Raw genomic sequence first — 22,845 nt, 5'->3', positions numbered from 1 at the left:
AATTAAGAAAAAAGCCGCGCAATTTTTTCTTTGCGCGGCTTTTTATATAAGTATTATAAAGTAATTGCTTTAACTTCATCTATATTTTCAAGTTGAGCTACGTATTGTAAATCGAATTCGGTTACATCGTTATCAATTGTCAACATCATGACAGCAGTGCCGCCAATTTGATCTCGACCAACTTGCATTGTGGCGATGTTAATATTTTTTTCAGCTAATTTTGTGGCAACACGACCAATTGCACCTGGTTTATCTGTATTTTTAATATAAAGTAGGCGACCTTCAGGAATAACATCTACAACATAATTTTCTACTTTTACGATACGAGCCCCAAGGCCGTTTAATAATGTTCCTGCTACTGAGTGTACTTCATGCTCTGTTTTAACTTCTACTGTGATTAGATTCGTAAAACCTTTCGCAGTAGTCGTTTTATGCTCATTAATTTTAATCCCAATTCGTTCAGATAAATAACGGGCATTTACATCGTTTACGTGGTCACCATGATTTTTTATGAGCAATCCTTTTAATCCATTAGATGTTAATGGACGGACATCGTAATTTGCTACTTCACCAGCATAAGAAATATTCACTTCTTTAATGGCTTCAGTCGTCACTTGAGATAAGAAAGAACCCAATTTCTCAGCTAATTCAAAGAACGGTTCTACTTGTGCCAATAACTCTTTTGGAATCGAAGGCATATTCACAGGATTTGTAACCGTACCTGTTTTAAAGAATTTAATAATATCATTTGAAACGTCCACGGCTACTGATTCTTGCGCTTCTATTGTGGAAGCACCTAAGTGAGGAGTAGCAATGACTTGGGGTAAATTCAATAATTTGTGATCTGTCGCTGGCTCTTCAACGAATACGTCAAGGGCTGCACCGGCAACTTTTCCTTCGACGATTGCATCGTATAAATCGTCTTCGTTAATAATTCCACCACGGGCACAGTTAATAATTCGAACGCCGTCTTTCATGATAGCGAATTTTTCTTTATTTAATAAGTTACGAGTCTCCGGTAGAAGCGGTGTATGAACTGAAATAAAGTCAGCAGCTTGAACGACTTCATCTACTGTTCCTTTTGTTACGCCTAGTTCTTTTGCTCGCTCTTCTGTTAAAAATGGGTCATAAGCAATAACGTTCATTCGTTGACCTTTTGCGCGGTAAGCTACCTCTGTACCGATACGCCCGAAACCAAGGACACCTAACGTTTTGTTTTTAAGCTCAACGCCAACGTAAGATTTACGATCCCAAATTCCATTTTTTAAAGAGTTGTAGGCTTGGGGAATATGACGAGCTAGGGAAGTCATCATCGCGATTGTATGTTCAGCTGCAGAATTCGTATTCCCATCTGGTGCATTAACGACGATAATTCCGTGTTCTGTTGCTGCTGCCAAGTCGATATTATCAACACCTACACCAGCACGTCCGATTAATTTTAAGGATTTTGCTGCTTCGATAATTTCCCGTGTGACTTTTGTTTGGCTACGTACTAAAAGAACATGGACGTCAGCTAGTTTAGAAATTAATTGTTGTGGTGTGAGACCTGTATCGACGATTACATTTAAGTTTAATTCGGTTTCCTGGCGAAGGGGGAAAATACCATCTTCACTTAGGGGATCAGCAATAAATACATTAATTTCATCTGTTGTCGTAGCAGTTTTTGTTACCATTTGAATAATACGCTCCTTTAAATATGTTTTTTCTAAAGATTTTGATAATTTAGAAGGGAAAGCTTCTAAAAAATATAAAAAGCCTTTTGCTCCCTACAATTAAGTAAGGGGCGAAAGGCTAAATTAACATTCTTACGCGGTACCACCCTTTTTCGTTGCTGAAATAGACTCAGACAACCTTTAAGCAAATGCGTAACGTGCACGATTACGGATTAGCATACTTGTATTTCCGCTAATCTATTCGGGAGTGGAACTTCAATCATAGAAAACACTGATTTTCACCAACCATCAGCTCTCTTAAGTTTTCGAGGAAAGAGTATGTCTCCGTCCTAATATTTTTCGTTGATTTAATTGTTAACATCATAATCCCTATTGTTCAGTTTTGTCAACATGTTTTCAAAAAAAAATTTCGTTATAAGATAATAATACCTATTATATACGAATATTATCTAGTTTATTTTATATAACGTTCGTATTTATATCCATCCTTATACGCTATTAACATTGGGAAAATGGTAGAAGTATCAGAATATTAGGTTGATTTTATTCGATTAAATTAACTAAATTGAGGTTTTTAAGATTTTTCGTCTTTTAAAGAAAATCAGGCAAGTAAGTTAATTTATTCTTCAATGAAAAGAGGAAATAAAAAGAATGTTCAAGAAAGATAACATTATACATTTCAAAAAGGGGTGGAAGTGTGAAATACGACGTCATCATTGTTGGGGCTGGGCTCGCTGGATTAACTGCAGCTTGTGAATTACTTGATGGGAATAAAAAAGTACTAATTGTTGATCAAGAACCGGCAAATTCGATAGGGGGCCAAGCTTTTTGGTCTTTTGGGGGAGTGTTTTTAGTCGATTCTCCAGAACAAAGAAGATTAGGTATTAAAGATAGTAAAGAATTAGCATGGCAAGATTTGGCTTGGTACAGCTGGTTTTGACAGACTGGAAGATGAAGATGTATGGAGTTATAAATGGGCACAAGCATATGTAGAGTTTGCAGCTGAAGAAAAGTACGAATGGCTAAAGTCAATCGGCATTAAATTTTTCCCTATCGTAGGCTGGGCAGAGCGGGGAGGGGCGTTAGCTGGCGGACATGGCAATTCAGTGCCTCGATTTCATATCGTTTGGGGTACGGGACCAGGACTTGTAGAGCCCTTTGCAAAAAAAGTACTGCAAGCTGAAAAGGTAGGGAAAATCGATTATAAGCCACGTCATAGAGTTGATGAACTTATAACAAAAAACGGTGAGGTCATAGGGATTAGTGGAAAGGTACTTGAAGAATGTCAAATTGAACGGGGACAGGAAAGTTCGAGAATAGAAGTGGCTGATTTTGAATATTTTGCAGAGTCAGTCATTGTTGCTAGTGGTGGAATCGGAGCGAATATGGAACTCGTTCGACAAAACTGGCCGAAAAGGTTAGGCAACCCACCGAAGCAGATGATTGCAGGAGTGCCCGCCTTTGTTGATGGAAGAATGTTAAAAATCTCAGAAAATGCTGGTGCTCGTATAGTGAATAAGGACCGCATGTGGCATTATACGGAAGGTTTGAAAAACTGGAAACCGATTTGGAACAATCATGGAATTAGAATATTACCGGGCCCTTCTTCCATGTGGTTTGATGCACTAGGGAATCGTTTCAGTGCCCCAAATTTCCCTGGCTTTGATACGTTAAGTACGTTAGAGGCTATACAAAAAACGGGACACGACTATTCGTGGTTCATATTAACAGAAAAAATTATTGAGAAGGAGTTTGCCCTTTCTGGCTCAGAACAAAATCCTGATCTGACGAATAAAAGTTATTTACAGTTATTGAAGCGCGTTTTACCGGGACCTCCGACTCCAATTAAATCTTTTAAAGAATTTGGAGAAGATTTCATTGTAGAAAGAAGTTTAAAAGATTTAGTGGATGGAATGAATCAACTTGTTGGAAATGACTTATTAGATTTTATGAAAATAAAAGAACAAATTTTGGCAAGAGACAGGGAAATAGAGAATAAATTTACGAAAGACATACAGGTAATGGCCATTCAAAGTGCAAGAAATTACGTAGGCGACAAACTAATACGGGTAGCAAAACCCCATAAATTCCTTGATCCACAAAATGGTCCATTAATAGCGGTTAGATTAAATTTGTTAACGCGAAAAACATTAGGTGGCCTACAAACAAATTTAAATGGTCAAGTATTAAATGAAGCAGGAGAAATCTTGAAAGGGTTATATGCAGCAGGTGAAGTGAGCGGCTTCGGTGGCGGAGGTATCCATGGCTACCGATCACTAGAAGGGACTTTTGTTGGCGGCTGTTTGTTTTCCGGGAGACAAGTAGGGAATTATTTAAGTAAATAAAGGATATTTGATGATAGAAATTGAATAGTTAACTATAAATTGTAAAAATTAGGGGATGGTATGATGGCTTATGAAACAATAAAAGTAGAGATGGCAGATCGACGTGCAACGTTAACCTTTAACAGACCGAATGTGGCAAATGCCATGGATTTTCAAATGATGAAAGAACTAGCCGATTGTTTAGAATTTCTGAAAGATAATCCTGAAGTTCAAATTTTAGTAATAAAAGGCGAAGGGAACATCTTTTCAGCTGGCGGGGATATTAAAATGATGATGACGTCCGGTGATCCGAAAGATTTCGGAAACATCATGGAATATATTTCAAGAATGGTTTTAGCTTTGTATCAGTTGCCAATGATTACAATTGCACAAATCCACGGTGCAGCTGCAGGATTAGGGTTTAGTTTAGCGTTAGGTTGTGACATTATTGTTGCCGAAGAGAAAAGTAAACTTGCCATGAACTTTATCGGTATTGGTTTAATTCCTGATGGCGGTGGCCACTTCTTTATGAAAGAACGGGTAGGTACATCAAAGGCAAAACAACTTATATGGGCTGGAAATGTTATGAGTCCAGAAGAAGCCCTTGATTTAGGTTTAATCGATCATAAAGTGGGAGAAGGAGAGTCAGAATCCTTTGTCGATCAATTAGTCGGTAAAATTTTATCTTCTCCGATTTTAGCGATGTTAGAAACGAAGTCGATTTTACATAAACAAAAATTATCTGAACTAACATCGATATTAGAATTAGAATCAGAAGGGCAAGTACGTATGCGTAAAACGGAAGACCATTTAGAAGGCATTAAAGCATTCATTGAAAAAAGAACGCAGCAATTTAAGGGGAAATAATAGATAGGCGTCTCTGCTTTTGGAGACGCCTAATAATTTGTATTAACTTAAATGTGAAATAAAATCAATTTTCCCTTCGAATTAACAAGACGATGGGTTTTATTTTCTACCCCATGCTCTTCAATTTGTTTTTGGCCCTTTTCTTTAGCAACCTCTTCACTTTCGAATGTCCAAATTTCATCAAATAAAATTTCCCCTGTTTTTTCAAATGCTGTAAAACGAAAATTCTCCATTGTACCCCCACCTTTTTACATACTAGAAGATATAATACATTATACATAATCTATCGAATTAATTCATTGAAAATAAAGAAAATTTGATTAATGGAATGTTCTTTTGATTTTAAATCGTATCTATTAGGTTCCCGTGTTACAATAGTAATATAAGAGTTTCATACGGAATGAAGAGAAAAAGGAGTGTTTTCGATATGAAAGGAATAACCCAACTCCAAGCGGGGGAATCAGTGAATCAATTTTTACTAATTAAACAAGCAACAAAAGGAGTTACAACAGTAGGCAAACCTTTCATGACACTCATCTTACAAGATAAGAGTGGGGATATTGAGGCGAAATTATGGGATACGAACGAAGAGCATGAAAATATGTATCGTCCTGAAGTTATCGTACATATTGGTGGGGAGATTCACGATTATCGTGGGAAAAACCAGCTTCGAATTAAACAAATAAGGGTTGCTCGAGCAGATGAAGGTATTCAAATAAATGATTTATTACCGTCTGCATCTACACCGAAAGAAGAGCTTTTTGAAGAACTGACACAATTTTTCTTTGAAATTAAAAATCCAAATATTTCACGAATTACACGATACATTATAAAAAAATATCAATCAGAACTATCCGTTTTTCCAGCCGCTTCGAAAAATCATCATGATTATGCTTCTGGATTAATCGATCATGTTGTGTCAATGCTTCGTCTAGGAAAATCAATTTGTGATCTTTATCCGACGTTAAATCGCGATTTAATTTATGCAGGAATTATATTGCACGATATTGGGAAAGTAAAAGAACTGACGGGTCCGATTGCTACAGCCTATACGGTAGAAGGAAATTTATTAGGCCATATTTCCATTATGGTTGATGAAATTGGTCAGGCTGCTAAGGAATTAGGCATTGATGGGGAAGAAGTTGTCATTTTAAAACATATTGTGTTATCCCATCACGGTAAAGAGGAATGGGGTAGCCCGAAAAAGCCAATGGTTCAAGAAGCTGAAATTCTCCATTACATTGATAATATTGATGCCAAAATGAACATGTTAACAAGGGCATTATCGAAAACAAAACCTGGTGAGTTTACCGAAAGACTTTTCCCACTTGATAATCGTTCTTTCTACAAGCCAACCTTTGAGTAATTAGCAGTTCACAATGAAATAAAAATATTAAAAGCTGTTACCTAATAAGGTAACGGCTTTTTTAGTAGGGAAGGAAACGACAAATATAAAATATGAAAAAGCGTAGTATTTGAAAAATACTACGCTTTTAAATCAATTTGATTATTTATCTGATTTTTCGTCTTCAGTAGCTTTTTCATCTTCAGCAGCTTTATCGTCAGACGCTTTCTCTTCCGTTGCTGTGTAGTGGTCTAAAGCTGTTTTTAAGTCTTTATCTTTAATATCTACTTTAGCTTCTTTTACTAGCTCTACTACTTTTGATTGCCAGTCGCCTTTTTGTGCTAAGGCTTTTCTAATTTCATCTTCTTTTTCTTCCAATGTACCGTAATCTTTTACTTCACGCTTGTCCGTTACTTGGATAATATGGTAACCATATTGTGTTTGAACTGGTTCACTAATTTCATTTACTTCTAAAGCATAAGCAGCATCATTGAATTCATCTACCATTGATCCGACAGTAAACCATCCAAGTTCTCCACCGTTAGAAGCAGAACCGTCTGTTGAATATTCTTTAGCTAATGCAGCAAAATCTTCACCAGCATTTAGTTTTTCTTTCACATTACGAGCTGTTTCTTCGTCAGCTACTAAAATGTGACGTGCATTTAATTCATATTTTCCTTGATTGTAATATTTTTCAATTTGTTCGTCCGTTACATCTTCTGCAAGAGCTTTTTCTTGTAAAAGAGAGAAACGAACGTTATCTTTGAATGCTTCCTCAGTTAGGCCGTTTGATGATAATACAGATTCAAAAGAATCACCATATTGTTCTTTAACAGCTTTGAATTGCTCATCTACTTCCTCATCCGTCACTTTGTATTTACTTTCTAAAATTTGTTCAATGACAACTTGCTCTAATAGGGCATTACCTGCAAGTTTTTTAATATCATTGTAAAATTCATCTTTCGAAATATCTCCATATGAAGTTGAAACAACTACCTCATCACCAGAGTTACATGCTGATAGAGCGAAAACGGAAGTAGCTAGTGTTAGTGCTAAAAACGGTTTTTTCATAAGTAATAAACTCTCCTAACTTCGATTGAAATCAATAGTAACTATAACATAAACGGATTAAAAACAAAAATGGTTGCATGTTTATTTGCCTATATGCCACGAACATGCATGCATACTATAGTTTTTGAAAGGGGGTGTCGTGATGGGAAGCTATAATGGCGGATATGGTAGTGGTTTCGCGTTATTAGTTGTGTTGTTCATTTTATTAATCATTGTAGGTGCTGCGTTCATTTACTAATAAAACAACATACGTAACGAAACAGTCAGGGAGCTAATGTTTAGCATTAGCTCTCTTATCTTTTTATCCATACCAACTTCTTTAAACCCCTATATTGCAACCATTGTAAGTCAAAATTAATTTTTCAAGTTTCTTTTACATTGCAACGTAAACTTCAACGTAAAAGGAAACTAATAAAATGGTAACCAGTACATTTATGGTACGGAATATTTTTTCATGCTTTTCTTCTGGAATTTCTTTTAACATGACAAGTGCATATGTCATGCGGTTTATTTGAAACAAATAAAACACTGAGAATAGCACTACAACGAAAAGTAGCAAGTCTATTCCTCCCCTCTTTCACTTCCTTTAAGGATACAAAAAATGTCAATGTAATACAAGTAATTATACCACTAAAGGGTTCTTACTAAAATTTCACAACCCTTGGGTGTTTCTTCAATGACAGCATCTTTAGGAGCAACAATTAAATTTTTTACATATAAAAGATCCACAAAACAAATACTGCAATGATACCCCAATAAAATACAACTGAAGTGGGTGTACTGGGGAATAGAAATAGCAAATATGATGAGTATTGTATTTATTATGATAAACGGTGCTAATAACGTAAAAATATATCGTTTTTTTGAAATAATAGTTTTAATACGCATGCGAATGATTGGAATAAACTTGTAATCGATACGCATTCGAAATTTAACAAAGACTCGATAATCGAAAAGCGAGTAGTAATGGATAAGCTTATGTAATGGATAGAGTAATAGTAACACAACGACAAATTGCCAAAAATTATCATCCCGATATAAAGTTGGGTGTAAGCGATTAAATACTAAATAAGAAAAGGAAAAAACTAGTATAAATAAGGAAGTTACCATGATCGCTATCCAAGTTGATCCATATTCTTTTTTTATGTTTATTGTTTTCCAACAATGCAAGATAAATGACCCCACTTAAAATTTATAGTGAAAATATTGTAATGGAAAAAAGGTCTTAATGCTACACCAATTTTTTGAAAATCTTTTTAAGAAAAAGAAAAGAGTGTATCGCTACACTCATAATCATCCTTGACATTCTAAAACATATTCATACTTTATAAAGGGTTTTGATTTGTCATTTATCTTTTCACAATCAATTTGTCTTCATCTTCAACGATAGAAGAACGGAAGTTTTTAAATGAACGCTCAAAAATTTCAATAAAATCTTCCCCATAAATGTTACGTATAACGGCCATAACATCAAGAAATTCTGGAAATCTACCATACAATTCTTTTAATGCTAGAGATCCTTCAAGGATTGAATGATGTGTATCGTAATAATGATCGTACATAAGTAGAATTAGATCCTCGCCTTTTTGAGTCAGCTCGACATAAGTATTACGTTTGTCATCATCCCGCTTAGAGAACTTTAATAGGCCCCTTTCTTCTAGTTTTTTTGAGAAGTTAAAAGCAGTTGAAACATGCATTACTCCGAATCTTGCAACATCGGAAATGGATGCTCCTTTTAGATGGAAGGCAATCCATAAAATATGATGTTCATTGATGTTTAAATCATAGGGCTTAATCCATTGTTGCCAGTCTTTCTCTACAGCTTTCCATAATGCTTTTGACAATTGAGCAATTCTTTGGCTATAAAGCATTGCTTCTTTCATTGTGTATGAATCATCAGACAAAGCGAACACCTACTTTCTTCTTTCCTTAACATTATGAAAATATTATAGCAATAAAAGAAAAAAGTTTAAAGTTAGAAAAATTAAATAATTGAATTTTGCCTGAAAAATATTAAAATTTACGATGAAATAATTAAAAATTACCCATTTAATAACCATAAATTAGGTATAAATGAGTAATTGTTTTTTTATTCTTTTTTCTTGTTATTATTGATTTCTGATAAATTATTCTCGATTTCGGCGATAGATCTCTGTAATCCTTCTATTTCTTCTTTTAACTTCTCTGTATCCGATCCAATTTCTTGTCTAAAATTGGAAATGGAACCTTTTAAGTCATTCATTATATTTGGGATATTATTTTTCGCTTCGTTTTTTAAAGTTATAATCGACTCTTTCACTGAACTGGAATGGTGTTGAATTTCAGATAATCTTGTTTTAGCAATTTTTAAATTTCGTGCAACATTTGAACGAAGCTCATTTCCCGATTGGGGAGTAGAAAAAATAATAGCAGTTAATCCTCCGATAATTCCTGTTGATAATCCGATTAAAAATGGTTTCGCACGCATATTTATCACTCCTATATTGTAATCGATAGTTTATTATTTTCTTCTATATATATAAAAGTTTCCCTCTCTTCCCCATATTAAACCATGAATGAACATTTAAAAAAAGTAAGAGCAGAAAGGATTTGTCTAGAAAAAAAGTAGACAAAGTGAATGTACTTTGTCTACTTTTCATTTAAGCTTGGGATATTGACGTGTTGAATTTTGCACGTTTTAATAGGTTTGTAATAATTGGGTAGATAATGATAAACGCAATCGCATTTAATAATACAGCTGGTAAAACAACAAGGACAAATAATGCCCCAAATGCTTGCCCTCCAGGTAATCCTACTAACATTAACGCCATTGACAGGAAAGTAGTTCCAGAAAGTAATGTACCTAAACAAACTAATACTGTTCCAACCGCTATTTTTTGAGCTACTTTACGTAATGCTACCACAATAACAAAGAAGACAATACCTGTCACAACTTTATCAATTATATTCGGAACGAATCCACCGGGGAATGTGGAAAATAGACCAGATAAAATACCCGTTGCAATAGCTAACAAAAATGTCTCCTTAAAGGTAGGGAATAATAAAATCCCAATAAACATCATCGTTAACATAAAATCTGGTTTCATCCCTTCACCGTAACCAGGGATTATAAGATAAAGCGCAGCACCTATACCAACTAAAAGCGCCATTAAAACTAAATTTTTTGTATTCATTTACAAAACTCTCCTCTACTTTTCTATGCTCTCATTTCCTAACGTGCACTCGTTGCCGTTAGCGAAACTTACATTGATTTTAATCGCTTAATAAATATTTTGCAACCTCATATAATAGAATACAATTCAACGAATTTCATATAATTGTAAAAGGATACAATCTTAGTCGTTTAAGTTTTCTTTTATTTGAGATGCGATCGTTTGTAAAACATCAGAAGTAAACTCGTTTTGTTTTGTTTCCCATTTAACTTTTAAACCATCTGTTTCATCATAACGAGGGATAAAGTGTAAATGGTAATGGAACACAGATTGTCCTGCAAAGGCACCGTTGTTATTAATTGTGTTCATTCCTTGTGGATGAAAGGCATCTTTAATTGCATTAGCAATTTTAGGTGCAACGGAATAAAGTTTGGATGCAACTTCTTCTGGCATTTCAAATAAATCTTGGACATGTTGTTTCGGAATTAATAAAGTATGTCCCTTTGTTAAAGGTGAAACATCCATAAATGCATAGACGTTTTCATCTTCGTAAACTTTTGTACTTGGAATGGTACCGTCAATGATTTTACAAAAAATACAATCGTTCAAAATAAACACCCTTTCAAGTAAAGTAGTGAGACATGCCGCCTAATTGGCGATATGCTTAGTTTTTCAAAGACATCGTATACCGCTTGATTAGCAATATTCGTGTTTTTCTTATATTTTAACATATGACAACTGATTCCATTCGCATTTTTTGTTAAACTGTAGAAAGAATAGGAGTGACGTAAAAAAATGACATTGTTACAACTAACAGATGTAACCGGTGGATATACAAGAAAGCCAGTAATAAAAGATTTAACTTTTTCAATTGGTCAAGGTGAGCTTGTTGGTTTAATTGGTTTAAATGGAGCGGGGAAGAGTACGACGATAAAACATATTATCGGTACACTTTTACCACAAAGTGGGGAAATTCGTTTAAATGGTGTCACGTTGAATGAGGATATAAAAAAATATCGATCTTCCTTTTCCTATATACCAGAAACACCTGTGTTATATGATGAATTAACTTTAAAAGAACATTTAGAATTAACAGCAATGGCTTATGACATTGATCAATATACATTGAAATCACGTTCAGAAGATTTATTAAAGGAATTTCGAATGGAAAAACGTTTAAATTGGTTTCCATCCCATTTTTCAAAGGGGATGCGCCAAAAAGTAATGATTATGTGTGCATTTCTAGTAAATCCACAGTTATATATTATTGATGAACCGTTCGTTGGATTGGATCCATTAGGAATTCAATCTTTACTAGACCAGATGGATGAAAAGAAAAAAGATGGTGCTTCTATTTTAATGTCTACCCACATATTATCAACGGCCGAAAAGCATTGTGATCGAATTATTTTATTACATGAAGGTCGAGTTCGAGCACAAGGGACGATGAATGATTTACGAAGAGCCTTTAATATGCCAGATGCTACATTAGATGATCTATATATCGCAATGACAAAGGAGCAAGACCATGAATAATTTGAACGAGGTCTGGTCTAAGCGATTTACCCACTATATGAATGAAGTGCAAAAATATATGCGTTTCGTTTTCACCGGGCATTTGGCGCTTGTTCTAGTTTTTGTCATTGGTGCCGTTGGATATCAATATAGTGAATGGTTAAAAGTTGTCAAACCGTCTTTCCCAGCGGAATGGATTGTAGCGCTTATTATAGGTATCATTTTAGCACTCAGTCGACCTGTTACATTGTTGCGTGAGCCGGATCAAGTTTATTTGTTACCGTTAGAATCTAAAATGTCTTTATATTTTAAAAAGGCACTGACATGGACTTTTTGGTCTCAAATTGGACTAGTATCCGTTGTTTACATTGTGGCGATTCCTTTGTTAAATACAGTGACAGAATTATCATCTGCCCAAATTTGGACTGTATTGATAATCATTATTCTTTTAAAATATTTGAATGTGCAAATTGAGTTTCATTATCGATATGCGAATAGAGGATATAACGTTGGAGTAGACAAAGTAACTCGTGCCGTTCTTTCAATTTTAACGGTGCAATCTATTTTAACTGCACGCTTTTCCTTTGTTATTCTTTTTATCGTTTTACTTTTAATATACGATTGGGCATTAGTAAGACGGGTGAAGGAACAACCAATCCCTTATGAGCATTTTGTAAAACTAGAACAAAACCGCATGATGGGCTTTTATCGATTTGCCAACTATTTTACAGATGTCCCTCATTTGCGTGGTTCGATTCGCCGAAGAAGTTGGTTAAATTTTGTTTATTCTATTGTTCCTTACAGTCAAAAAAGTACCCAAAATTATTTAGTATATCGAACGTTTATCCGAACTGATGATCATTTTTATTTATGGGTACGTTTAACAGCCATTTCTGGCATTGTCGTATTGTTAGTGAACATTCCAATTGTTACGTGGATTGTTGCAGCGGCCCTTTCCTTTGCAACAACGATTCAACTAAAATATGCCCTTCTATCTTCAGGAGATTTTAGAATGGATCGGCTTTATCCAGTTGTAAAGACGCAACGAAAACAGGCAGTTCAAAAAGTGTTACGTCTTTTTATGGTTATTCAAGCCATTATTGTAACGATTTGCGCCTTAGGACAACCTTTGTTTTTTGTATTACCGGTTATTGTTATAGCGATAAGTGAAGTAACCTTTATGATGACAAAGGATCCTTCTGAAGAATATTAAACAAAAGAAAAGGAGTACTTAAGTTGTGAGATGCTTAAGTACTCCTTTTACTATTAATTTGTAGAAACTAATAGAAACTGAACATCTTGTTCACTATTATTCCACCAATTGTGGTTTCTTGTGGATTCTAACATGATGGAGTCGTTTTCTTTCAGTTCAATCATATTGCCTTCAAGGGATAATGTTAATGTTCCAGATAAAACGTATATAAATTCATGTCCATAATGGGTAAGTTCTTTAATTTCCTTTTCCCTCGGTTTTAGTGTAACAAGTATCGGGTGAAAGGATGGGTTTTTAATATTATTTGAAAGATCCTCATAATAAAAGGGGAAGCTTTTCACTTCTGGGCTATCATGATTTGTATCGGAAAAAAATATACTTGGATTAACGTAAAGAGCATCACTAATTTTCCTCAATGATTCTAATGTAACATTACATTTGTTTCGTTCTACTTGAGATAAGAAACTAATGGAAACCCCTGTAAGTTCTGAAAGAGTTTTTAATGTCATTTTCTTCTTTTTTCTTATTTTTCGGAGTCGTTCACCTATCGTCATGTCTAACACCTCCTAATATTTCCATAAAAAATTATACGCTAGTATTCTACTTAACTCAAACCTATAAAAAACTATTGACTGAAAATTCTAAAATGTGTAATATTTGATTTGAAATAATTTAAGTGTCACTTAAATTTTTGTACATACTTTTTTTCTTTCTTCGATTTTTAGTGACATAAAAAAATTAAGGAGGAAATGTAGTGAGTAAAAATCAAATGGTGAAAGTATGGATTGCAAGTTTAGTAGGTAGTTCAATTGAATGGTTTGATTATTTCTTATACGGTACAGTTGCCGCATTAGTATTTAATCAAGTGTTTTTTGTCGCCGATGATCCAACCGTCGGCCTATTGTTATCATATGCTTCATTAGCTTTAGCCTTCTTTATACGCCCATTAGGTGGTGTTATTTTTAGTCATATCGGAGACCGGATAGGACGCAAAAAAACCCTAGTTGTGACTCTTACAATTATGGGTGTTGCAACTGTATTGATGGGGTTATTACCAACTTATCAAGCCATAGGCGTTGCGGCTCCTATTCTATTAATTACCCTTCGTTTAGTTCAAGGAATTGGGATTGGCGGTGAATGGGGAGGTTCATTGCTTCTAGCAGTAGAATATGCTCCAAAGGACAAACGAGGATTATTTGGTGCCTTCCCACAAATGGGCGTTACGATTGGGATGTTTTTAGGTTCAGGTGCTTTAACGTTCATCACTTCGGTTGTTTCTCAAGATGCCTTTATTTCTTGGGGATGGCGTATTCCATTTATAGCAAGTGCAGTTTTAGTTATTTTCGGTCTATGGATTCGTAAAGGGCTTGATGAGACACCTTCCTTTAAAAAGGTACAAGAATCAGGAGAGATTCCAAAATTACCGATTGTTGATATTTTTAAATACCATTGGAAAGAAGTATTAATCGCCATTGGTGGAAAAGTTGTTGAAACAGCTCCATTTTATATTTTTGCAACGTTTATCGTGTCCTATGGAACGAGTAATTTAGGTTTTACCAATACACAAGTTTTAGTAGCGGTTATGATTGCCACAATTATTACTACGCTGTTAATGCCAGTTATGGGGAGTTTATCTGACAAAATTGGACGGAAAAAAGTTTATATTTGGGGTACGATTGGGATGATTTTATACGCATTCCCATACTTCTTACTACTTGAACAACGTACTTTTGCAACGTTATTAATTGCAACGATTATCGGACTAGGTATTATTTGGGCTCCAATTACTGCTGTATTAGGAACGATGTTCTCTGAAATTTTCGACGCAAAAGTACGTTATACAGGAGTTTCATTAGGGTACCAAATTGGTGCTGCAGTTGCCGGTGGAACAGCTCCATTAGTAGCTACTGCTTTATTAGTTCAATTTAACAATTCCTATGTTCCAGTTGCTATTTACATTATATTAACAGCCGTTATTTCTTTAATTGCTGTATTTTCTGTAAGAGAAAAGAGTAATAAAGAATTAGATGAATTCGAAACTGTAAGTAAAGAGGTTAAAACAGAGGGGAAAGAACGGGAAAAGACTGCTGTACATTAGTAAATAAAAATAACGGAGATGTTATGATTGATACTATTAAATGAACAAGAGATTAAAAGTTTTTATACAATTGAAGATGCTATTTCCGATGTTCGAGAAACGTTGATTGCAAAAGGTCAAAATAAAGTTCAATCCCCCCATCGAACGATTTTAGAGTTTCCAGAAAGGAATGCTTCCTCTCTTTATATGCCAAGCGCGGATTTGGAAAATAAAGTGGCTGCGGTGAAAGTTGTCACGATTTTTCCAAATAATTATGAAAAGGGATTACCAACAACTCAAGGAGTCATCGTTCTAACGAGTACGGAGACGGGGGAGCATTTATCTTTCCTTAATGCTTCTTATTTAACGAGATTGCGGACTGGCGCGATGACTGCTTTAGCAACAGATTATCTTGCTAAGGAAAGTTCTGAAGTGTTAACGGTTATTGGAACAGGTGGAATGGCATTTGAACAAGTACTTGGTGTATTAGCGGTTCGGAATATTCGAGAAATACTTTTAGTCAATCGAACGAAGGAACGAGCTCTAGTATTTTTACAAAAGTTAAAGGATTTTGGCATATCAGCGATTATTACCGTTGAAGAGGAAGTGAATGTAGCCGTCAGTAAAGCCGATATTATTTGTTGTGCTACGAAATCGACAACACCTGTCTTTAACGGGGATTATTTAAAACCGGGTACCCATGTGAACGGCGTCGGTTCTTATTTACCCCATATGCATGAAATCGATGAAACAACGATTGAATCCGCTTCTAAAATTGTGGTAGATGATGTACATGGTGCAAAGGATGAAGCTGGGGAACTTATTAATGCTAATCACAAAGGTGTTTGGTCCTTTGAACAACTATATGGGGAATTGGAATCTTTAGTAAGCGGCCATTTAATAGGAAGAGAAAATGAAAAGGAAATAACTTTTTTTAAATCTGTTGGCGCAGCTTATTATGATTTGGCTGTTGCAAAGGGTGTCTATTATAAAGCATTAGAGGATAAACGAGGAATAACGATTGAAGTATAGTGAAGTAGGGGTGTCCATTGACACCCCTATATTTTTTATTGTTCACTTTCCATTAATTTACCTGAATAAGTCGTAAGGTAACTGGCTGCGTTAAAAATATTTTGTTTTTTTACACCCGGTGTTGTACCACTAGGTTTACTATGGGCTTCTTTAAAGGATTGGGAGTTTTTCCATGTTTCAAAGGAGTTTGGACCAGTCCACTGGGTAAGGACGATATACGTATCAGAAGCTAACGGACGTAACAAACGGAAAGCGATGAATCCCGGTTCGTTTTCAATCGTTTTCGAACGTTCTAAAAAACGTTTTTCAAAAATAGGTCTACCTTCATCCGATACAGGGATATGATTAAAAACGAAATACCCCCGTTGCTCAATTTCATTCACACTATCTAATACTTCATATTTTCGTGGAGTAGCAAATAGAGTTTTTCCTTCAGTTTCATGGAGTAAAACGGAAGTTCCAGAACCATGTAAAACAATCATATGTTCCTTTGAACGATATTTTTTCATTAACTTCTCCATATATTCCGCAGTTCCAGATGTTAAATAAATAAACAAACGTAACCAAACCCCTTTCATAAATTTCTATTGATTTCATCAAAGCAAAAGAAGTAACGTTTGTCAAAAATTATTGTTGGTAAAATCTTTCGTTAAAGAACAATTTTATGACATTTCGTCGATAAAACTATACAATATGATGGTAAAAGTATATATTTGAAAACGGATATCAATGAACTAATATATTTCTTTGTTCATTTTTTGCTTTTCTTAAGGTGAGTGTAAAAAATGAACAAAGATCACCCAATTGTCTTTATTACGAACTCGTAACGAATGTTTAGAACGGTACGTTTGCATCAACGAGTGAAATGAAATAAAGGTAGTTTTTATTTTTTTGCTTTATTCTTTATAGGGATACCTATACTGAATATAAATATGCTTTGCTCGAAAGAAAAGTAGGAAACAGGGCTTATTAAATTGAGGGGAAGGTACTAAAATGAAAGCGATTAATGATACATTATTGCGGGCTGCAAGAGGAGAGCGTACAGAGTACACACCTGTTTGGTATATGCGTCAAGCTGGCCGTTCACAACCAGAATACCGAAAAATAAAAGAAAAATATTCATTAGAAGAAATTACCCATCAACCGGAATTATGTGCTTATGTCACAAGATTACCTGTAGAAAACTACAATGTTGATGCAGCAATTCTTTATAAAGACATTGTAACACCGCTTCCAGGTATTGGTGTTGATGTGAAAATTAAAGCAGGCGTTGGACCAGTTATCTCTAATCCAATACGCACAGTAGCTGATGTGGAGAAATTAGGAGAATTCAATGCAAAAGAACATACACCATTCGTTTTGGAAACAATTAAATTGTTAACGGAAGAACAATTAAATGTACCATTAATTGGCTTCGCTGGTGCACCTTTCACTTTAGCAAGTTATATGATTGAAGGTGGTCCTTCACGTAACTACAATAAAACAAAATCATTTATGGTATCAGAGCCAAAAGCATGGTTTGCTTTAATGGACAAGCTAGGTGATATGATTATTAATGACGTTACAGCTCAAATTGAAGCTGGCGCTAAAGCGATTCAAGTATTTGATTCTTGGGTTGGCGCTTTAAACGTAGAAGACTACCGCGTTTTCATTAAACCAGTGATGACACGTATTTTTGCTGAATTGCGAAAAGAAAATGTCCCATTAATCCAATTTGGAGTAGGTGCAAGCCATTTAGTTAATGAATGGAATGATCTACCTATTGATGTTGTTGGCTTAGATTGGCGCATGCCAATTCGAAAAGCTCGTGAATTAGGCGTACAGAAAGCTGTGCAAGGTAACCTTGATCCTTCATTGTTGTTAGCAGATTGGTCTGTAATTGAACAACGTACAAAAGATATTATCGATCAAGGACTAGAAGTACCTGGTCACATCTTCAATCTAGGTCATGGCGTGTTCCCTGAAGTCAATCCAGATGTACTAAAACGCCTTACAACTTTCATTCATGAATACAGTCGTGAAAGAGTAAGTCAGTTAGGTCAATAAGGTAGTGAATTCGCTAAGGAAATGTTTTAGCAAAATAATATATAACAATAAGTAAAATTTTATGAGGTGAAAAAATTGAAACCAGTACGTGGATTATTAGTAATGGCATATGGAACACCATATAAAGAAGAAGATATTGAACGATATTACACACATATTCGTCATGGACGTAAACCTTCTGAAGAACATTTAGAAGATTTAAAAAGTCGTTATAAAGCAATCGGTGGGATTTCACCCCTTGCAGAAATGACGAAAAAACAAGCTCAAGCCCTTGAAGCTCGTTTAAATGAAGTGCAAGATGAAGTAGAATATAAATTTTATATCGGTTTAAAACATATCGAACCATTTATTGAAGATGCAGTAGAAGCAATGGTAAAAGACGGTATTGAAGAAGCCGTTTCTATCGTTTTAGCACCACACTTCTCAACGTTTTCAATTAAATCCTACAATGGTAGAGCAAAAGAAGCGATTGAAAAATTAGGCAGCTCTATGAAATTAACGTCTGTAGAAGCTTGGTATAACGAACCGAAGTTCATCGAATATTGGAAAGAAGCTGTGAATCATGCATTTGCTGAAATGGACGAAGAAGAACGTGAAAAAGCTTGTCTAATCGTTTCCAATCACTCATTACCAGAAAAAATTAAAGAAGCTGGCGATCCATATGAAGACCAATTAATTGAAACTGCTCGTTTAATTCAACAAGCTACAGGTGTGAAAAATGTGGAGGTTGGCTGGCAATCTGCTGGTCAAACACCAGAGCCTTGGCTTGGACCAGATGTTCAAGATTTAACACGTGAACTTTATGAAGAAAAAGGATTCCGTTCATTCGTGTACATTCCTGTAGGATTTGTGACAGAACATTTAGAAGTTCTTTATGATAACGATTATGAATGTAAAGTTGTTTGTGATGAGCTTGGTGCGAACTATCGTCGTCCACCAATGCCAAACACGCATCCGTTATTTATAGATGCGATGGTGGATGCTATTTATAATAAATTGGCTAATTAATTTTAGAGAGTGATGATGAGGGTGACTTTAAGGATGCGAAAAGTTGCTGTTATAGGCGGAGGTATTACCGGTTTAACGGCAGCGTTCTATTTACAAAGAAAAGCACAATTGAACAATTTGCCGATTGAGGTCGTGTTAATCGAATCATCTTTACGTTTAGGGGGTAAAATCCAAACTTTAAGGAAGGATGGATTTATTATCGAACGGGGTCCTGAATCTTTTTTAGACTATAACAATAGTGTTCGTGATCTAGCTAAAGATTTAGGTATCGAACAAAAGATGATGAAGAATAACAATGGACTTACGTATGTAGCAGTCGGTAGCAATCTGTATCCAATTCCAAACAATTTTATGTTTGGATCGCTTGAAGTCTCTTCATTCATTACGTCTGGTTTATTTTCTTTAACTGGCAAAATTCGTGCTGCAGGGGATTTATTGTTACCTAAAACAAGGGATTTGGAGGATGAACCGATTGGGGATTTCTTTAGACGCCGTTTTGGTAAAGAAGTTGTTGAAAATTTAGTAGAACCTTTACTTGCAGGAACTTTTGCGGGGGACATCGACCATTTAAGTATCAAGTCGATGTTTCCCCAATTTTATCAGCTTGAAAAGAAACATCGAAGTTTAATTCTTGGTTTGAAAAAATCGGGAGAAGCATTAAGAAAAGAGCATATTGAGTCCTACCAAACTTTTGAAAATGGTTTAGAAACCCTTGTTGAAACTTTGGAATCCCAACTATCGCCCAATTCCATTTTAAAGGGAGTAAAAGTGGAATCTATTGATAAATTAAATGACGGTACGATTCAATTATTCTCTAATAATATGGCACCGATTAAATGTGATGCTGTTATTATGACGACGCCATTTAATGTGACAAAAGATATTTTTACAAGTTATGGCTTGTTGGAACATACACCAATAATGCAATATGCCACAATAGCAACGGTAACTATGGCCTTTAAACAAGGAGAAGTTGAAAAATATCAAGATGCAATGAATTTTTTTGTATCTAGAAATAGTGACTTTGCCATTACGACATGTACTTGGTGCAATCATAAATGGGAAAATGTTGCCCCAGAAGGCTATGATTTGTTGCGAGTATATATTGGGCGTGTTGGTGATGAAGCCATTGTGGAACTATCAGATAGTGATATTGAAAAAACGGTTCTAAATGATTTAGAGAGAGCCATTGGTTTAACGGAAGCACCAATATTTACAGTTGTTTCCCGTTGGAAGCAATCGATGCCCCAATATACAGTAGGGCATGAAAAACGTATGGAATCCATGAAAGAACAATTGGAGGAAGAGTTCCCTAATGTTAAATTAGTAGGAAGTTCTTATGAAGGTATTAGTGTTCCAGATTGTGTTTCCCAAGGAAAAAGCGTTGCAGATGAAATGTTAAATAAAATGTTTGAAATGCAGCTTATTTAAATTAAATCTTGAACATAGCTGTCGAATCTTAAATGGATAGACAGCTTTTATTTTTTAGAAAAGAATAAGCTCTTATTTCGAATGAAAATGAAAGTTTTGTAACCGATGAAGTTTTTCTATCTAAAAGTTGGAGGAAAAAACAATGAAAAAGTGGTTTGCAAGTTTCGTAGCAATTACGGCGCTATTAGTAGGATGTTCGTCCAATGACAAAGAAGTAGATACGAATGAAGGGCCAATAGATGCAGCGTCACTAGAAGTAGTTGTAGACATATTAACGCCTGAAAAAGTAGCAGTAAATGAACCGGTTGAATTAGCTGCCCATGTCTCTCAAAATGGTGAGAATATCAACGATGCAGAGTCTGTTGAATTTGAAGTTTGGGAATCGGGATATCGAGATGAAGGGCAAATGATGGATGGTAAGCTAGAAGCAGATGGTGTTTATAAAGCGGAAATTACCTTTGATCATGATGGGGTGTATTATATGTATGCCCATACAACGGCAAGGGGATTACACGTTATGCCGAAACAACAAATCATTGTCGGTAATCCAGATATGAGTAAAGTAAAAGAAGATAATAGTGATGATTCAATGCCAAGTGACCAAGGAGAATCTACAGAAACTGATCATAGTAATCACGGTGAGCATAGCGAATCAAATGAAGAAAGCAATCATCATTAAACAATCAAATTGAAAACCCTCAAAGCTTGAGCGAGCTTTGAGGGTTTTATCGTGTAAGCTATTTACTTATAGGTTCATCTAATAAGATGAAGGTTAATACTGAATCAATAATACACCGACTGACGACTAGAGAGAATTACATTTATCGCAAGTGTTGCCGTAACATTCACTTTGTTCTTCCATTTTGTCCCCACATTGTACACAAACTTTGTCAGGTAAATTTTTGAAGAATTCAACAACGTTTTCTAACAAGAGCCGCCCCTCCTTTTGGACATCTGTTATATTACTGATTTGATATTTTTAATTGTATTATAACAGTTTCATTTCGTCAACACATTATTTCGATTTTCGTGTAAAATAGTAAATGTATTTGAAGAGGAGTGAAAAGCTATGTATTTTATCGATAATAAAGGGATTACAGACCCTCGTATTAACTTAGCCATTGAAGAATATATTTTAAGAAATATGGATATAGAAAAGGACGATTATTTACTGTTCTATATCAATCAGCCCTCCATTATTATTGGGAAAAATCAAAACACCATTGAGGAAATCAATATAGACTATGTAGAAGAAAATGGAATTATTGTAGTAAGACGTTTATCTGGTGGTGGGGCAGTTTATCATGATCTAAACAATTTAAACTTTAGTTTTTTAACAAAAGACGATGGCAATAGCTTCCACAACTATAAAAAGTTTACACAACCTGTAGTAGATGCCCTTGCGAAACTTGGTGTAAATGCTGAATTATCTGGTCGCAATGATATATTAGCAGAAGGTCGTAAAGTATCGGGGAACGCCCAATATTCAACTAGAGGTCGCATGTTTAGTCACGGAACATTATTGTTTAATACAGATGTGGATGCGGTTGCTTCCGCGTTAAAAGTGAAAAAAGATAAAATTGAGTCAAAAGGTATTAAGTCTGTTCGTTCTCGAGTTGGTAATATTTCTGATTATTTAAAAGAACCAATGACAGTAGAACAGTTTAGAATGGAAATTTTAAAATCGATATTCGGCGGAGAAGAAAACATTCAATATTACAATTTAACCGATGAAGATTGGGAAAAAATCCACCAAATTTCAAAAGAACGTTATCAAACATGGGAATGGAATTATGGAAAATCACCACGTTTTAACATTCAAAAAACGAATCGCTTCCCTTCAGGAAGTATCGATATCCGTTTAGAAGTGAACAAAGGAATTATTGAAGAAGCTAAAATTTTCGGAGACTTCTTCGGTGTAGGTGATGTTGCAGAAATTGAACAACGTTTAATTGGGACAAAGTATAATCGGACAAGCATTGATGATGCTTTAGAATCAATTGATATTCCCTATTATTTCGGTGGTGTTACAAGGGAAGAGTTTTTAAAATTAATTTATTAATACTAGTTTTTCAAGGCTAAAAGGTGCTC

General features: G+C 35.0%; 24 protein-coding genes, 1 pseudogene and 1 other annotated feature. Of the genes and pseudogenes, 13 read left to right on the top strand and 12 right to left on the bottom strand.

Translation table 11 applies throughout. The annotated features are described in order from the left end of the window. Positions 1-53: 53 nt before the first annotated feature. Entirely contained in the window at positions 54-1,673 is a 1,620-nt protein-coding gene (gene serA, locus EC501_RS03325) for a phosphoglycerate dehydrogenase (protein WP_122970875.1), read from the bottom strand. Between the two features lie 103 nt (positions 1,674-1,776). Further along, positions 1,777-2,013 (bottom strand) — a binding site (T-box leader). 357 nt (positions 2,014-2,370) lie between these two features. Between serA and EC501_RS03320 the strand changes: the two are divergent. Both EC501_RS03320 and EC501_RS03315 read left to right on the top strand, forming a co-directional pair. Beyond that, positions 2,371-4,018: pseudogene (locus EC501_RS03320) on the top strand (FAD-binding dehydrogenase). A 63-nt stretch (positions 4,019-4,081) separates the two neighbouring features. Beyond that, a complete protein-coding gene (locus tag EC501_RS03315; RefSeq protein ID WP_122970874.1) occupies positions 4,082-4,864 on the top strand; it encodes an enoyl-CoA hydratase in 783 nt (260 codons plus the stop codon). A 47-nt stretch (positions 4,865-4,911) separates the two neighbouring features. Here the strand turns inward: EC501_RS03315 and EC501_RS03310 are convergent, their stop codons facing one another. Continuing rightward, positions 4,912-5,097, bottom strand: a complete 186-nt coding sequence (locus EC501_RS03310; protein WP_122970873.1) for a YhzD family protein — start codon at positions 5,095-5,097, stop codon at positions 4,912-4,914. 194 nt (positions 5,098-5,291) lie between these two features. On the opposite strand from EC501_RS03310, the gene yhaM reads away from it, so the two are divergent. Further along, positions 5,292-6,230: a 3'-5' exoribonuclease YhaM gene (gene yhaM / locus EC501_RS03305; protein WP_122970872.1), complete on the top strand. Its 939-nt coding sequence runs from the start codon at positions 5,292-5,294 to the stop codon at positions 6,228-6,230. 141 nt (positions 6,231-6,371) lie between these two features. On the opposite strand, the gene EC501_RS03300 is transcribed toward yhaM, so the two are convergent. Further along, a complete protein-coding gene (locus EC501_RS03300) occupies positions 6,372-7,280 on the bottom strand; it encodes a peptidylprolyl isomerase (RefSeq protein WP_122970871.1) in 909 nt (302 codons plus the stop codon). Positions 7,281-7,422: 142 nt separating this feature from the next. Between EC501_RS03300 and EC501_RS03295 the strand changes: the two genes are divergently transcribed. Further along, entirely contained in the window at positions 7,423-7,518 is a 96-nt protein-coding gene (locus EC501_RS03295; protein WP_122970870.1) for a YjcZ family sporulation protein, read from the top strand. A gap of 135 nt (positions 7,519-7,653) precedes the next feature. Here EC501_RS03295 and EC501_RS03290 read toward each other — a convergent pair whose 3' ends face one another. The 6 genes from EC501_RS03290 to EC501_RS03265 all read right to left on the bottom strand — a co-directional run bounded on the left by EC501_RS03290 (position 7,654) and on the right by EC501_RS03265 (position 11,041). Next, positions 7,654-7,839, bottom strand: coding sequence for a hypothetical protein (locus EC501_RS03290; RefSeq protein WP_122970869.1), 186 nt, complete (start codon positions 7,837-7,839; stop codon positions 7,654-7,656). A gap of 71 nt (positions 7,840-7,910) precedes the next feature. Beyond that, positions 7,911-8,450, bottom strand: a complete 540-nt coding sequence (locus EC501_RS03285; RefSeq protein WP_122970868.1) for a DUF3267 domain-containing protein — start codon at positions 8,448-8,450, stop codon at positions 7,911-7,913. Between the two features lie 179 nt (positions 8,451-8,629). After that, positions 8,630-9,184, bottom strand: a complete 555-nt coding sequence (locus EC501_RS03280; RefSeq protein ID WP_122970867.1) for an HTH-type transcriptional regulator Hpr — start codon at positions 9,182-9,184, stop codon at positions 8,630-8,632. A gap of 185 nt (positions 9,185-9,369) precedes the next feature. Next, positions 9,370-9,747: a YtxH domain-containing protein gene (locus tag EC501_RS03275; protein ID WP_122970866.1), complete on the bottom strand. Its 378-nt coding sequence runs from the start codon at positions 9,745-9,747 to the stop codon at positions 9,370-9,372. Positions 9,748-9,919: 172 nt separating this feature from the next. Next, positions 9,920-10,453: a tryptophan transporter gene (locus tag EC501_RS03270; RefSeq protein WP_122970865.1), complete on the bottom strand. Its 534-nt coding sequence runs from the start codon at positions 10,451-10,453 to the stop codon at positions 9,920-9,922. A gap of 162 nt (positions 10,454-10,615) precedes the next feature. Beyond that, the gene (locus EC501_RS03265) at positions 10,616-11,041 is read right to left on the bottom strand and encodes an HIT family protein (RefSeq protein ID WP_122970864.1); all 426 of its coding nucleotides are present in this window, start codon (positions 11,039-11,041) and stop codon (positions 10,616-10,618) included. A gap of 186 nt (positions 11,042-11,227) precedes the next feature. Here EC501_RS03265 and EC501_RS03260 point away from each other — a divergent pair, with 186 nt between their 5' ends. Next, a complete protein-coding gene (locus EC501_RS03260; protein WP_122970863.1) occupies positions 11,228-11,968 on the top strand; it encodes an ABC transporter ATP-binding protein in 741 nt (246 codons plus the stop codon). After that, a complete protein-coding gene (locus tag EC501_RS03255) occupies positions 11,961-13,160 on the top strand; it encodes an ABC transporter permease (RefSeq protein ID WP_122970862.1) in 1,200 nt (399 codons plus the stop codon). Before EC501_RS03260 ends, EC501_RS03255 begins: the two co-directional genes overlap by 8 nt. A 53-nt stretch (positions 13,161-13,213) precedes the next feature. Here EC501_RS03255 and EC501_RS03250 read toward each other — a convergent pair whose 3' ends face one another. Continuing rightward, positions 13,214-13,714, bottom strand: a complete 501-nt coding sequence (locus EC501_RS03250; protein WP_122970861.1) for a helix-turn-helix domain-containing protein — start codon at positions 13,712-13,714, stop codon at positions 13,214-13,216. A 215-nt stretch (positions 13,715-13,929) separates the two neighbouring features. Between EC501_RS03250 and EC501_RS03245 the strand changes: the two genes are divergently transcribed. Both EC501_RS03245 and EC501_RS03240 read left to right on the top strand, forming a co-directional pair. Then, positions 13,930-15,258 carry an MFS transporter gene (locus EC501_RS03245; protein WP_122970898.1) on the top strand — a complete coding sequence of 443 codons (1,329 nt, stop codon included), beginning with the start codon at positions 13,930-13,932 and terminating at the stop codon, positions 15,256-15,258. 27 nt (positions 15,259-15,285) lie between these two features. After that, positions 15,286-16,269, top strand: coding sequence for an ornithine cyclodeaminase family protein (locus EC501_RS03240; RefSeq protein ID WP_122970860.1), 984 nt, complete (start codon positions 15,286-15,288; stop codon positions 16,267-16,269). 35 nt (positions 16,270-16,304) lie between these two features. Here the strand turns inward: EC501_RS03240 and EC501_RS03235 are convergent, their stop codons facing one another. Next, a complete protein-coding gene (locus tag EC501_RS03235; RefSeq protein ID WP_122970859.1) occupies positions 16,305-16,826 on the bottom strand; it encodes an antibiotic biosynthesis monooxygenase family protein in 522 nt (173 codons plus the stop codon). Between the two features lie 436 nt (positions 16,827-17,262). Between EC501_RS03235 and hemE the strand changes: the two genes are divergently transcribed. The 4 genes from hemE (at position 17,263) to EC501_RS03215 (ending at position 21,433) form a co-directional block, all read left to right on the top strand. After that, entirely contained in the window at positions 17,263-18,315 is a 1,053-nt protein-coding gene (gene hemE / locus EC501_RS03230; RefSeq protein ID WP_122970858.1) for a uroporphyrinogen decarboxylase, read from the top strand. Between the two features lie 75 nt (positions 18,316-18,390). Continuing rightward, positions 18,391-19,323 carry a ferrochelatase gene (hemH, locus tag EC501_RS03225; RefSeq protein ID WP_122970857.1) on the top strand — a complete coding sequence of 311 codons (933 nt, stop codon included), beginning with the start codon at positions 18,391-18,393 and terminating at the stop codon, positions 19,321-19,323. A 33-nt stretch (positions 19,324-19,356) separates the two neighbouring features. Then, entirely contained in the window at positions 19,357-20,754 is a 1,398-nt protein-coding gene (gene hemY / locus EC501_RS03220; protein WP_241559262.1) for a protoporphyrinogen oxidase, read from the top strand. 142 nt (positions 20,755-20,896) lie between these two features. Further along, complete coding sequence (locus EC501_RS03215; RefSeq protein ID WP_122970855.1) at positions 20,897-21,433, top strand: FixH family protein; 537 nt, start codon at positions 20,897-20,899, stop codon at positions 21,431-21,433. A 126-nt stretch (positions 21,434-21,559) separates the two neighbouring features. On the opposite strand, the gene yhfH is transcribed toward EC501_RS03215, so the two are convergent. Beyond that, positions 21,560-21,685 (bottom strand): protein YhfH, encoded by a 126-nt coding sequence (yhfH, locus tag EC501_RS03210; RefSeq protein WP_122970854.1) that lies wholly within the window; start codon positions 21,683-21,685, stop codon positions 21,560-21,562. 138 nt (positions 21,686-21,823) lie between these two features. On the opposite strand from yhfH, the gene EC501_RS03205 reads away from it, so the two are divergent. After that, a complete protein-coding gene (locus EC501_RS03205) occupies positions 21,824-22,816 on the top strand; it encodes a lipoate--protein ligase (protein ID WP_122970853.1) in 993 nt (330 codons plus the stop codon). The last annotated feature ends 29 nt before the right edge of the window (positions 22,817-22,845 follow it).

Origin of the sequence: Lysinibacillus halotolerans (assembly GCF_003711845.1) — a bacterium.
Classification (GTDB): domain Bacteria; phylum Bacillota; class Bacilli; order Bacillales_A; family Planococcaceae; genus Ureibacillus; species Ureibacillus halotolerans.
This window is presented reverse-complemented; position numbering and strand designations above follow the sequence as displayed.